Origin of the sequence: Maribacter sp. R77961 (assembly GCF_044594925.1) — a bacterium.
Classification (GTDB): Bacteria; Bacteroidota; Bacteroidia; order Flavobacteriales; family Flavobacteriaceae; genus Maribacter.
Map to the genome: position 1 here is coordinate 450490 of NZ_CP138991.1, position 12521 is coordinate 463010.

General features: G+C 36.9%; 11 protein-coding genes. 6 read left to right on the forward strand and 5 right to left on the reverse strand.

The genetic code is table 11. The features are described from left to right. Nucleotides 1-166: 166 nt before the first annotated feature. Both SJY09_RS01785 and SJY09_RS01790 read right to left on the reverse strand, forming a co-directional pair. On the reverse strand, nt 167-361 hold the full coding sequence (locus tag SJY09_RS01785) for a DUF4177 domain-containing protein (protein ID WP_396637254.1): 195 nt from the start codon (nt 359-361) through the stop codon (nt 167-169). Nucleotides 362-378: 17 nt separating this feature from the next. Next, entirely contained in the window at nt 379-2829 is a 2451-nt protein-coding gene (locus SJY09_RS01790) for a M14 family metallopeptidase (RefSeq protein WP_396637255.1), read from the reverse strand. A gap of 172 nt (nt 2830-3001) precedes the next feature. On the opposite strand from SJY09_RS01790, the gene bshC reads away from it, so the two are divergent. Continuing rightward, nucleotides 3002-4603 (forward strand): bacillithiol biosynthesis cysteine-adding enzyme BshC, encoded by a 1602-nt coding sequence (gene bshC, locus SJY09_RS01795; protein ID WP_396637256.1) that lies wholly within the window; start codon nt 3002-3004, stop codon nt 4601-4603. Nucleotides 4604-4609: 6 nt separating this feature from the next. On the opposite strand, the gene SJY09_RS01800 is transcribed toward bshC, so the two are convergent. Both SJY09_RS01800 and SJY09_RS01805 read right to left on the reverse strand, forming a co-directional pair. Then, complete coding sequence (locus tag SJY09_RS01800; protein ID WP_396637257.1) at nt 4610-5155, reverse strand: pyridoxamine 5'-phosphate oxidase family protein; 546 nt, start codon at nt 5153-5155, stop codon at nt 4610-4612. Between the two features lie 455 nt (nt 5156-5610). Then, nucleotides 5611-6336, reverse strand: a complete 726-nt coding sequence (locus tag SJY09_RS01805; RefSeq protein ID WP_396637258.1) for an SIMPL domain-containing protein — start codon at nt 6334-6336, stop codon at nt 5611-5613. A 324-nt stretch (nt 6337-6660) separates the two neighbouring features. Between SJY09_RS01805 and guaA the strand changes: the two genes are divergently transcribed. Genes guaA through SJY09_RS01825 form a run of 4 tightly spaced genes read left to right on the forward strand, consistent with a single transcriptional unit; the run spans nt 6661 to nt 11309 of the window. Then, entirely contained in the window at nt 6661-8193 is a 1533-nt protein-coding gene (guaA, locus tag SJY09_RS01810) for a glutamine-hydrolyzing GMP synthase (protein WP_396637259.1), read from the forward strand. Then, nucleotides 8193-10376, forward strand: a complete 2184-nt coding sequence (locus SJY09_RS01815; protein ID WP_396637260.1) for a LysM peptidoglycan-binding domain-containing protein — start codon at nt 8193-8195, stop codon at nt 10374-10376. Before guaA ends, SJY09_RS01815 begins: the two co-directional genes overlap by 1 nt. 7 nt (nt 10377-10383) lie before the next feature. Continuing rightward, nucleotides 10384-10788, forward strand: a complete 405-nt coding sequence (locus tag SJY09_RS01820) for an OsmC family protein (protein WP_396637261.1) — start codon at nt 10384-10386, stop codon at nt 10786-10788. A gap of 32 nt (nt 10789-10820) precedes the next feature. After that, complete coding sequence (locus tag SJY09_RS01825; protein ID WP_396637262.1) at nt 10821-11309, forward strand: DUF922 domain-containing protein; 489 nt, start codon at nt 10821-10823, stop codon at nt 11307-11309. 15 nt (nt 11310-11324) lie between these two features. Here the strand turns inward: SJY09_RS01825 and SJY09_RS01830 are convergent, their stop codons facing one another. Then, nucleotides 11325-12194: a hydroxypyruvate isomerase family protein gene (locus tag SJY09_RS01830; RefSeq protein WP_396637263.1), complete on the reverse strand. Its 870-nt coding sequence runs from the start codon at nt 12192-12194 to the stop codon at nt 11325-11327. Nucleotides 12195-12245: 51 nt separating this feature from the next. Between SJY09_RS01830 and SJY09_RS01835 the strand changes: the two genes are divergently transcribed. After that, nucleotides 12246-12488, forward strand: coding sequence for a DUF3820 family protein (locus SJY09_RS01835; RefSeq protein WP_396637264.1), 243 nt, complete (start codon nt 12246-12248; stop codon nt 12486-12488). The last annotated feature ends 33 nt before the right edge of the window (nt 12489-12521 follow it).

The window sequence follows — 12521 nt, forward strand, 5'->3', positions numbered from 1 at the left end:
ATGGTATCGTTCAGGGTGTTAGAACGAATTTGCTTAGGATTTGTTGGCAAGATATCAAGCTTTTTAGAGTTCTTATACCCTGAATACTGGGTATTCTAAAATTCGCTAGTGAGCTTTGAAAGTGTAGAAATCAACCTAATTAATTAAAAATCAATAAGTTGTAAAACTATTTTTCGAAATAGAGATAGATGTAAACAGCTGCACCAAAACTAGTAGCATCCGTTGAAGCTAATCGCCATCCGTTCTTTGCGTATTCATCTAACTTTTCTTGAATTTCAGCTTTCGAAGAATTAGCTATATGCTTGGTGTCTAGCGTAATTTTACTGTAATATATGAGTGTTTCAACTTTATATTCTTTCATGCTAATTTTTTGAAGCGTTAGTTGACCATGAATATGGCGTTAGCGAAGAAAAGTTTTCCGTTTTCCCAGAACCCTCTGAACAAAGGGTTATCTACCATATAGACTATCTGGCCTCTTCCCATGTTTTCAGTTCCAAAAATTAAAGTTTCTGCAATTTTCTTTTGAGCTTCACTTCCTGCAAAACCAGATACCGGGGTATTTGCATTCTGACTAAGATATACCGCGCTTCCACCTTCTAAATAATTAAAAGCGCTATTGCCTAACTTTAGGGTAAAATAAGAATTACCATAACCATAAGCCAAGGGATGAGTAGGGTCTACGGTCGCTTTGAAAATTGCTCCAGTAATAGCTGTTTTTATACGTTCTCTCTGTGTATTTTCAAAAGCTTGTAAGTTTATAGTAGTGTCTTTGGGTGTTTCTTTTTCCTTTATATCAAAACTATCATTGTTCGCTAAGGCATTTATAGCGCCGCCCATGGCAATCAATCTGCCACCTGCTTTAACCCAGTCTGTAATTTTTTCGGTTATATTTTTCTTAAAAAAACTACGATACCCCCAACCATCTGGAAGAATTAAAACGTCATATTCAGATAAATCTACACGGCTGAAGTAGCTTTCGTCTAAAACGGACAAGGGGTAGTTAAGCTGTTGTTCAAAGAAATGCCATATTTCTCCAAAACGAAGGGTAGAAGTCGGTTCGCCAGCCAAAACAGCAACCTTTACATTTGGTACAACGCTTACATATCTGGAGCCAAAGTCTTTTCCACTTTCAACAAAGCCTGTATTTGTAGGTGTAAGTGGTTTAGAAAATTTGACCGATGTATCATGTAAGATTTCACTAAAGTTCGGATTATTTTTATTGTCCGCTTTGGTTATGATAAGACTCCCCCTTTTATGCTTAATCCCATCTAAAGTAAAAGGCTTGTGCGAGTAGCGTACCCTTATTTTTTTCTTCAGTAATTCAGCGAGAAATTTAGCATCGTTTACGGCGTTCCAATCCGTTATGTAGGCATAACTATCTGGGGTTGCTATTCCAAAGTTTTTACTGACGTTTGATAAAGGGTTTTTTTGGATGCTACTTTCCGTAGCTATTGCATCCAAGCCATAAGCGTAAGGTAAGGACCAAGCGGTAATATCGTATGTGACAGAATCACTCAATTTTGCTTTTGGTTCAAATAAAACCTTTACCAAGGTTCCTTTAGTTTGGTTCGTTGAAACGACTAAGCTATTTGTAGTAGCTTTCATAGCACCTATTTTTCCTGTGCTATAGTTGTACCCTTTATAGGTAGTATTAGCAGCATGTCCAAATTCGATTTCATGCTGTTTTAATAAATTGGCAAGCGCATCTAGTTTGTCTTGGTTTCCGTTAAGCACATAGTTATTGTACTTGAAGTTATTGTTTTGGTAAAATTTCTTGAATTCATTATTCAATTTTGCAACGTTATTACTAGCCACTTCAACAGTGGAAAGGCCCGTAGTATGGTGATGTGCTATCCTATCTTTTAATGTAAGTGTGTCGCCAAGACTTGTAATAATACCTAGACCTGCTCTACCGCTTCCCCCTTGTTCATAGGTCATGCCAATACCACCATTATAGGTTGGGTAAGTATCCCCATAGCTAGGGTATAGTAAATCAAAAGATTCTTTTGTAAAATAAAACCATCCATTTTTGTCAAAATATTTTGCATGGTTCCTACCAATGGTTTCTTGAAATGCTCTTTGGAAATCTGTAACTACTTCGTGATAAGGCTCTGCCGCCGGAGCAAAATAATAAGGGCTGTCCACTCCTTGCTCATGAAAATCTACATGTACGTGCGGTAACCATTTGTTGAACTGTACCAACCGCTGTTTGCTCTCCACTTGCGTTAGCCATGCCCAATCCCTGTTTAAATCAAACATGTAATGGTTGCTGCGACCACTCCACCAACCTTCGTGATGTTCTTTGCTATTCGGGTCAACCGTATTTGGATTGTTTTTGTATTGGTTGTACCAATTTACATAACGATCTCTACCGTCCGGGTTTATGCAGGGGTCAATAAGGACTATGGTATTTTCTAGATAATCGCTCTTATCCGTTAACAGGTTATAAATGGTTTGCATGGATGCTTCCGTACTAACACTTTCATTACCGTGAACATTATAGCTAAGCCATACAATAGCTTTATCAGATGCTCCCTCTCCCTGCGTATTTTTTAGATGCTCTAAACGAATTCGCTCTATATTTTTAATATTCTGTGCAGTAGAGATATAAGCCAGCAATAAAGGCCTTCTTTCATTGGTTTTTCCGTACTCCATCAATTGCATTCTATCTGGCGCTGCCTGCACAAGGTATTCGTAGTAGTCTACTACTTGGTGATGTCTTGTAAACTGGCTGCCAAGTTCATAACCCAAAAATTCGGAAGGGGATTTAAGCTGAGCAATTGATAAAATAGGTAGTAGGAATAGGAGGGAACGTAAAATTCTAATCATGTGCTGTTTTTAAAATCGAAAGTTTCCAAATCTAACGAATTAATGTTGAAAATTATCATGTGAAATCTGCTTTTTAACGAGTAACCAAAAATTTATTTCTTAAGGTAATTAACGTATTTTTAGGAACTCTAAAATAAGAGAGTTTTATATTTACCTTCATTTTTGCTCTTCTATGGATATTGATTGTTTACCCTTTAAAGAAACCGGCTACTTTTCAAATTTAATCTGTGACTATATCGAAGCCGATACCATTATTAAAAGGCTCTATAACAAGTATCCGGATTATGCAGGTTTTAAGGATCAGCTAGAAGAAAAAGGAGCTAGTTTTCCACTGGAAAACAGGGCTATTTTAAAAAAAGCGTTACTTAATCAATATAAAGGCTTTAGCGCTTCTGACCTTACTTTAGCACATATTAATAGCTTGAAAGATTCTTCAACTTTCACTATTGTAACGGGGCATCAATTGAATCTTTTTACAGGGCCGTTATACTTTTTATATAAGATTATAACTGCCATAAACCTTACCGAACAATTAAAAAAAGAGTTTCCAGATAATGATTTTGTGCCTGTCTATTGGATGGCCACTGAAGATCATGACTTTGATGAAATAAACTATTTTAATTTTCAAGGTAAAAAACTACAATGGAATAAAAACGCATCTGGTGCCGTAGGTCATTTAGAAACGGAAGGGTTGGAAGAGGTATTTCAAATTTTTTCCAATCATTTAGGAGGTAGTAAGAATGCTCTGGAATTAAAACAGCTTTTTGAAAAAGCGTACTTACAGCATAGCACACTTACGGATGCCACGCGTTTCTTGGCAAACGAGTTGTTTGGAAAGTATGGTCTGGTCATCGTGGATGGTGACGATACTACTTTAAAACGGTTGCTAATTCCATTTGCCAAGAAAGATATTCTAGAACAAAAAGCCTTTACCAAAGTGAACCAAACTATTGATTTCATTGACGGTCTGGGCAAAGGTTATCCGATACAGGTAAATCCAAGAGCCATAAATTATTTTTATTTACAAAAGGGAGTACGGGAACGGATAATACAACATGGAGATAATTATATTGTAAACGATACTGCCATTTCATTCTCGGAAGATGAACTTCTAAAGGAGTTAGAGGAACATCCAGAACGTTTTTCGCCAAATGTAATTGCAAGACCTTTGTACCAAGAGGTGATATTGCCCAATCTCTGTTATATTGGAGGCGGTGGTGAAATTGCCTATTGGCTAGAGTTAAAGGCTGCTTTTGAAGCTATGCAGGTCCCTTTTCCAATACTTTTACTAAGAAATTCTGCCTTGGTGATTTCGGAAAAGCAGTTGAAAAAGTTGGATAGGATGCAATTATCCGTAAAGGATTTATTTTTAAAACAGAACAGTCTCATCAACAAAAAGATACGTGAAATATCGAACATTGAAATCGATTTCACATCGCAAAAATCCCTTTTGGAAAAACAATTTAAAAATTTATACACGCTGGCAGAGCAGACCGATAAATCTTTCTTAGGTGCGGTTAAAGCTCAGGAAGTAAAGCAGAAAAAAGGACTTGACCATCTGGAAAAGCGCTTACTTAAAGCCCAAAAAAGAAAATTGAAGGATCACGTCATACGCATGACGGAAATTCAAAACGAGCTCTTTCCCGGTCAATCTTTACAGGAGCGTAATTTAAATTTTTCAGAACTCTACCTAGAATACGGTGATGAACTCGTGCCTATGCTAAAGAATGCTTTAGTGCCTTTGCAGATGGAATTCACCATCATAAACACGTAGCGTGGATTAAGGAATTAAAAATTCCTCTCCCCATTTTTTTCCTTCCTTCGAAAACTTAACTCGGATGTGATTCGGTCTTTTCAGTTTAAGATACTCGATTTTATACGGCTCTACTTCTATCATACAAAAATGATGCTCATCATCCATGTAAGTTACCAGATCAGGATTTTTGATGACAGTCCCAGGTGCTTTTTTGGTAATGTAGTCTTTGCGACTGTTGGGTTGTATGCCATTCCAGTATTTTTTCAGAATTTCAGGGTCCTCAATAATTTTTGCTTTTCCCTCAATTTTAATTTGTAACAGTTTTTTAGGATGATATAGCAGTATACTTACGTTATTATTCTCCTTTATATGGCTAACTTTTTTAGAACGCCTATCCGTGTAAATAGTTAAATCCAGGTTTTCGGTTAGCTTTCTTAAAACCACCGTTCTTAATCTCGCTAAATGGTCCAAACCCACAGTGGCGAAAGTCATATAACGAAAAGGGTGTCCTTTTTTAGATATCCCTTTTTGTAGTTCCTCGTTTAACTCCTCCCAAAAAACCTGCTCCATATTTATGCTCTTTTAATAAAGTTAGAAAAAAACCTAGAATTGGGTAGGGTTTTTTACGAGTAAGTTGTTTTATATTAAAATTGCTACGAAAAAGGATGTAAGTATTCTTTTTAAAAAATAAAGTTAGGTTGGTTTTTGATTTTGATTCATAAGCTCGGGGTGGTTCCCGAGCTTCTTTTTTTAGCTTTTATTGTAAGGTGTGTGTGCATCGCACGACATAATAATAGAATACGGATTGCTATGAAAAAGAATTATAACTTAATTCTTAAATCGTATTCGGTTGTTTGGTTGGTTGAATGGAAAGCCCGGGTGATTACCGGGCTTTTTTATTGGCACCGTCTTAGGGTATAACACCCCGAGGTGGTTTGCTTTGTAGCAGTGAAAATAATTTTGTAGGAATTAATGTAAAATTCTATTTATCAGATAAATATAAATTATTATTTAAATCGATACATTTAATTTACCCTATAATTTAACTTCATGGTGATTGATGCCGTCTTGTTTTTGGATGTGGTATTGTAGGCTCCGCCCCAGGAGTAATCTTCTCCAGAATTCTGACCTGTTATCTGAAACACACCCATACGGGCAGAGGATAAATCGCCCAATGTACTTCCAGAGTTTTCTGCTATTTTTTCAGCTCTTATTCTGGCATCTTCCGTTGCTTTCGAAATCATTTCTATTTTCAGGTCTGCGAGTTTGGTGTAATAATAGCGAGGAGGAAAAGAATTAAACTGAACACCTTTATTCAAAAGCTCGGTGATTTCCCTGGAAACTTGTTCAATAAGTGCCACGTTGGGAGATTCTATTTTAATAGATTGTGTTAATTGATAACCTCTAAAAATACTACCAACATAATTGCCGTTGTCATATTTATTATCTCTCATTTCTGTAGTTTGCACACTATTAAAAATGATATTGTTTTCCTTTATACCTTTTGATACCAGATAATTCCTTACTACAGCTTTATCAAGGTTCAACTGCTCGAAAGCAGATTTTAATACCGTATTATTGGCAGAGAATTTGCCTTCCCAAACAATAAGGTCCGAAGTAAAGTTTTCGTTTCCAAGACCCGTAACGGATATAATTTGTGGAGGATTCGCTCTTTTGATGTAGGCATTGCCCAAAAAATAGGCTGCGAGCACTATAGCGGCACCGAAGATAATTGAAGAAATATGTTTCATAGATTTCGTTTATACTGTGCAATAAAAATAATTAAAACCTCACAATATTTTTCAGCAAGGCTCAAAACTTTAAATATATACGTAGAAAACCACTAAAATGGGTTTCTGCGTGAGAGACGCAATAGCGTTTAGGTAGCAATAGTTTTCATATATGTGAACGGCTATTTATACCAATGTGTTGAAAACATTGGAATATTGAACTTTAAATTAGTTCGTTAGCTTGTGATTAATCTAGTTGCCCGTAATCTGGTTTATTGTTAAAAACCTGTTGTAAATATCCTTTGATAACACCTTGTCGAATTTTCGATTTCCCTATTTTTGCCCATGCAAAATAAAGTCCTAATTCTAGATTTCGGTTCTCAGTACACACAACTTATTGGTAGGCGTGTAAGAGAGCTTAATATTTTCTCTGAAATAAAACCTTTTAACAAACCACCCAAAGACCTTTCTGAATACAAGGCCGTAATTCTGTCGGGGTCTCCTTATTCCGTTAGGGCCGAAGATGCTCCACATCCGGACTTATCAAAAATTAGAGGTAAGGTACCCTTATTAGGCGTATGTTATGGTGCGCAATACTTAGCACATTTCAATGGGGGTAGTGTAGAAAAATCGAATACAAGGGAATATGGTAGAGCAAATCTATCCCATGTAGCATCTGGTAGTCCTTTTTTGGCAAAAGTCAATATAGGAAGTCAGGTTTGGATGAGTCATGCGGATACCATTAAACAACTACCGGAAAGTACAACTTTGTTAGCTAGTACCAATGATGTAGAAAATGCAGCTTTTAAGTTTGATGGTGAAGATACGTATGGCATACAGTTTCATCCAGAAGTATATCATTCTACCGACGGCAAACAATTATTAGAGAATTTTCTAGTTCATATTTCGGGGATAGCGCAAACATGGACACCGGACGCTTTTGTAGAAACAACGGTGTCGGAGCTAAAAGAAAAAATAGGGGATGAAAAGGTAATATTGGGATTATCCGGAGGAGTAGATTCTTCCGTAGCTGCAGTGCTGCTGCACAAGGCCATTGGGTCTAATCTGCACTGTATTTTTGTCAACAATGGTTTGCTTCGTAAGAACGAGTTTGTAGACGTGCTAAAACAATATGAGGGTATGGGGCTAAACGTAAAGGGAGTAGATGCTTCGGCACGCTTTTTGGATGATTTGGCAGGAGAGAGCGATCCAGAGACCAAACGTAAAACTATAGGACGGGTATTTGTAGAGGTTTTTGATGATGAATCGCATATGGTAGAAAATGCCAAATGGTTGGCACAAGGAACAATTTATCCAGATGTTATTGAGTCCGTTTCGGCTACTGGCGGCCCTTCAGCAACGATAAAAAGCCATCATAATGTTGGTGGTCTTCCGGATTATATGAAATTAAAAGTAGTAGAGCCTTTAAAAATGTTATTTAAGGATGAAGTACGTAGGGTAGGAGCCAGCTTAGGAATAGACAAGGCGCTATTGGGAAGACATCCTTTTCCTGGCCCTGGTCTGGCCATTCGTATTCTAGGAGATATTACGCCGGAAAAAGTAGCTATTTTACAAGAAGTAGACCATATTTTCATCAATGGATTGCGAGAATGGGGCCTTTATGATAAGGTTTGGCAGGCCGGAGCCATGCTTTTGCCCGTAAATAGTGTCGGAGTTATGGGAGATGAGCGCACCTATGAAAAATGTGTAGCTTTACGTGCAGTGGAAAGTACGGATGGTATGACGGCTGATTGGGTAAATCTTCCTTACGAGTTTTTGCAAAAAACTTCAAATGATATCATTAATAAAGTCCCTGGGGTTAATCGTGTCGTATATGATATAAGTTCAAAACCACCAGCAACAATAGAATGGGAATAATGAAAAATATAATCAAAACACTTTTTGCAGTTCTTATATGTCTCTTATTTACTAATAAGGCCATTGCTCAAAAGTTTAGCACACATGCAGTTAAAAAGGGAGAAACCTTAGAAAGCATTTCTAAAACCTACGGTGTTTCCCAAGATGATATTCTTAAATACAATAAGGAAATTAAAAAGGGAGCTGATTTAAGATCGAATACGATTTTAGTCATCCCAAGCGGCACCATGTCTACAGTTGAAAAAAATACCGTGGATAACCTTATCAAGGGTATTATGCAAGACTCGGTAGTAAAAAGAGAGCCCACTGGTTTCAAGGAGCACAAGGTGAAGAAAAGAGAGACACTCTACGGTATAGCAAAAAAATATAATGTTTCCGAGGATGATATAAAAAAATATAACAAACAATTATACGCTTCGCAGTTAAAGAAGAAAATGGTGATTCGTATTCCAAAGTATCCAGAGGTAAACGAAGAAGAATCTGCAATAGACCCGAGCGATTATGAAAAGTACATCGTTGCTCCTAAGGAAACGAGATGGAGTATAGCGCACAAATATGGTATTACCATAGACAGTATGTTGGTGTTGAATCCTGGATTATCCAAGACAACTAATTATTTGGCAGAGGGTTATGAACTTTTAATGCCTAGGATAGCAGGGAGTACGGTGGAAAACCAACAAACACAGCTCTATATTTCGTATACCGTTCCTGCAAAAATGAATTTTTATCGGTTAGAAAAGGAGTTCGGTGTCAAATCAGATGAAATAGTTCGTTTAAACCCAGAGATTTCTGAGCAAGGAGGATTAAAGGAAGGTATGGTCATTAGGCTTCCTGAAACGAAATTGGACCCAGGAGAGATAAATACGGATAATTATATATTTTATGTGGTACGACCAAAACAGAACGAATTTCGACTAACTCGAAAATTTGGAATGTCCTGGTCGGATTTAATACAGCTAAATCCAGATTTAAAAGACGGTCTTAAAGCGGGAATGGTGCTTAAATTACCGAAGGAGCAAGTTGGTGATTTTGAAGTTCGTAATTCACTTATATTAGATAAGATTAATCTATTGGATAGCATTAATACTGAGGTTAGGCCAAAGGTTATGTTTTTATTACCCTTCCGAATAGATAAACTAAATATGAGTGATACGAAGTCCGTTACTTGGGCTATGCAGAACAGAAATAGTCTTAAATATAGTCTAGGGTTATATTCTGGTGCCTTGATCGCATTAGATTCTATTAAATCCTTAGGTATTTCCGTAGATGTTGAAACTTTTGATAATCAATTTACACTGGCACGGACAAAAGAAATATTACGGCAAGAAAATCTTTCGGAATACAATGCAATCGTTGGACCCTTGGACCTAATTTCCTTAAAAGAAGTTTCTAATCAAGCGGCAAGTTATCAGCTTCCCGTAATAGCCCCAGTACCAGTGCAAAGTGAATTAAGCCTAAGTAATGTTTTCTTTTCTTATACGGAGAAGAAATTACTTAGGGAGCATATGATTGAATATGTGAAAAAAAATCATACCAATGAAAATTTGGTAATTATCGCAGATGAAAAAAATAAAGCGGTAGAAGAAGTATTGGCTGAAAATTTTCCGAATGCAAAAGTTATTTTGGTTAAGGAAGAGGAAAAAAATATCGGTATAAATAGAGATAAGTTGGCGAGTCAACTATCGGAAGATGTAGAGAATTGGGTTTTTGTAGAATCGGATAATTTTAAACTTATCGCCAGTGTAGTATCCATATTAAACTCTTTTAACAATGCATTATTGGATATCGAAACTGGCAAGAACAAGATAAAATTACGTATGTTTTCTACGGATAAGAATAACGCATTTGAAAATGATGTTATTTCTAGCACCCATTTGTCCAACTTAAATTTCACATATCCTTCCGTGTATAGGGAAGTTTCTTCGAATGCCTTCGTGAAAAGATATAAGGAAAAATTCGGGGACGCTCCGGATATGTTTGCCGTTAGAGGTTTTGACCTTACGTACGACCTTCTGTTGAAACTAGCTTATAAGAACGACTTAATCGATATTTCTAAGTTCATAGGTGCAACGGAGTATAGCGGTAATAAATTTGATTACGAGAAAGATGCTACATCGGGTTATTTTAATAAGGCTTCCTATATTATGGCGTATGATGATATGGCTATAAAACAAATAGAATAAATAGATTATGACTTCAAAAGTTACCTATAACGGAGCGTTAAGAACGGAATGTGTTCATTTAAAGTCGGGCGATTCGTTCGTGACCGATGCTCCGACCGACAATAATGGTCTTGGACAAGCATTTTCTCCAACTGACACCGTTGCCACTGGTTTAGCCAGTTGTATTCTTACTATGATGGGAATTAAGGCTAATGGTCTACAAGTAAATTTAGAAGGTTCCCAAGCGGATGTTACCAAGCATATGGCCTCGGAACCGAGAAGAATAGCAAAGATAGAAGTACATCTTAGCTTGCCGTCAAATATTTCCGATAAGGACAGGAAAATATTGATACATACGGCAAATACCTGTCCTGTTCATTTTAGTCTACATCCAGACATAGAAAAAGAAATTTCTTTCAATTGGGTATTATAAAGTACACTTTTCTGATTTTTTTCTCTTTTGTTATGTTCTCATCATATTCTTGGGGGCAAGAAGAAGTACTCTGGCAGCCGGATAAGAGATTATATTGGAGAGATTTTAAAGGAAAAGTTCCGCCTGGGGCGGGAGCCGCAGCTACCACGGCAAGTGGTATTAGTTATCAGTTTTCTACAAGCTATAGGGGTAGTGAAATGCATGTTGATTATGAAGTGAATGCGTTCTTTTATCCTACAAAATCTTGGTATAAACCTAAAATATGTAATGACGTAACCTTAGTGCACGAGCAATTGCATTTTGATATTTCGGAACTCTTTGCACGTCGGATGCGAAAAAAAATGGCGACAACCGGATTTACGAAAAACATAAAGGCCGAGGTAAAGGCTATTTATAGAAAAACACTCAAAGAGCTAAACGATTATCAAAATCGTTACGATAATGAAACGGATTATTCTAGGAATATTCCGCAGCAAAAAGTTTGGATTCAAAAAATAGAAAAAGCTTTGAGTGAGCGTTAGCTTTTTAGTGGTTCATTAAACATCACAAATGGTGACACCTTGTTTTAGGGCATCTATTTTATTTTCCCAAGTAGGTACAAATTCTTGTGCTACATGACCTTTAAATCCCGTAGCCAGTATAGCTTTCATAATTGCCGGATAAAAAAGCTCTTGAGTTTCATCAATCTCATTTCTTCCGGGATTACCACCTGTGTGATAGTGTCCAAAGTAGGGATGGTACTCCTGTATGTTCCTAATGATATCACCTTCCATGATTTGCATGTGATAAATATCATAAAGTAATTTAAAGTTGTCGGACCCTAGAGCTTTACATAGTGCTACGCCCCATTCGGTACGATCACACATATAGTCTTTATGGTTTACTTTACTGTTTAAAAGTTCCATTTGTATAACAACACCCTTTTTTTCAGCAAGTGGAATAATTCTCTTAAGGCCAGTGATGCAGTTGGCTAAACCTTCTTCATCCTTCATGCCATTTCGGTTGCCACTAAAACAAATAAGATTGGTATAACCAGCTGCTGCTACTTTTGGTATTATCTGCAAATAATCAGCCACAAGTTCGTCATGCAGTGTTGGGTCGTTCCATCCTTTTTCAATTCCTAATCCGGCACCCCAACACATTGAGGCATGGATGTTATATTTCTTAAGAAGTGGCCAATCTTCAGGCCCTACTAAATCAATTGCCTTGATATCCAATTCATTTAAGTTTTTCAAAAAGTCCTCGAGCGGAATACTATCATAACACCAGTAACAAGCACTATGATTTATATTGTGCTTGAGTTTAGTGGATGGAGTTACTTTTGTAACCTGTGCAACTGAAGTGTTGCATGCTAATACCCCGACTGAAGCTGCTGCAGAAGCTCCGATAAACTTGCGTCTTTTCATTGCGTTTTATTTAATAGGTAGTACTAAAGATAATTTTTTTAGATTTAACTGATGGAATTAGACCTCGATAAGAAATATTTAATAGAACTTGCTCATTATAGAATGCCCTTTGGAAAATTTAAAGGACGTTATCTGGTGAACTTACCGGAACCATATCTGGTCTGGTTCAGTCAAAAAGGATTTCCTAATGGTAAATTAGGAGAAATGTTGCGTTCTATGCATGAAATCAAGGTAAATGGCTTGGAAACACTAATTCTTAAAATACAAAAAGAATTTCCCATCAATACGGCCTGATATCTTTCGGCAATTTGTAACTTTGTATCCCGT

Excerpts from the sequence above, each read along its gene's own strand:
- guaA (WP_396637259.1), top strand. The coding sequence starts at position 6,661 with ATGCAAAATAAAGTCCTAATTCTAGATTTCGGTTCTCAGTACACACAA.
- SJY09_RS01805 (WP_396637258.1), bottom strand. The coding sequence starts at position 6,336 with ATGAAACATATTTCTTCAATTATCTTCGGTGCCGCTATAGTGCTCGCA.
- SJY09_RS01785 (WP_396637254.1), bottom strand. The coding sequence starts at position 361 with ATGAAAGAATATAAAGTTGAAACACTCATATATTACAGTAAAATTACG.
- SJY09_RS01825 (WP_396637262.1), top strand. The coding sequence starts at position 10,821 with ATGTTCTCATCATATTCTTGGGGGCAAGAAGAAGTACTCTGGCAGCCG.
- SJY09_RS01830 (WP_396637263.1), bottom strand. The coding sequence starts at position 12,194 with ATGAAAAGACGCAAGTTTATCGGAGCTTCTGCAGCAGCTTCAGTCGGG.
- SJY09_RS01820 (WP_396637261.1), top strand. The coding sequence starts at position 10,384 with ATGACTTCAAAAGTTACCTATAACGGAGCGTTAAGAACGGAATGTGTT.
- SJY09_RS01835 (WP_396637264.1), top strand. The coding sequence starts at position 12,246 with ATGGAATTAGACCTCGATAAGAAATATTTAATAGAACTTGCTCATTAT.
- SJY09_RS01790 (WP_396637255.1), bottom strand. The coding sequence starts at position 2,829 with ATGATTAGAATTTTACGTTCCCTCCTATTCCTACTACCTATTTTATCA.
- SJY09_RS01800 (WP_396637257.1), bottom strand. The coding sequence starts at position 5,155 with ATGGAGCAGGTTTTTTGGGAGGAGTTAAACGAGGAACTACAAAAAGGG.
- SJY09_RS01815 (WP_396637260.1), top strand. The coding sequence starts at position 8,193 with ATGAAAAATATAATCAAAACACTTTTTGCAGTTCTTATATGTCTCTTA.
- bshC (WP_396637256.1), top strand. The coding sequence starts at position 3,002 with ATGGATATTGATTGTTTACCCTTTAAAGAAACCGGCTACTTTTCAAAT.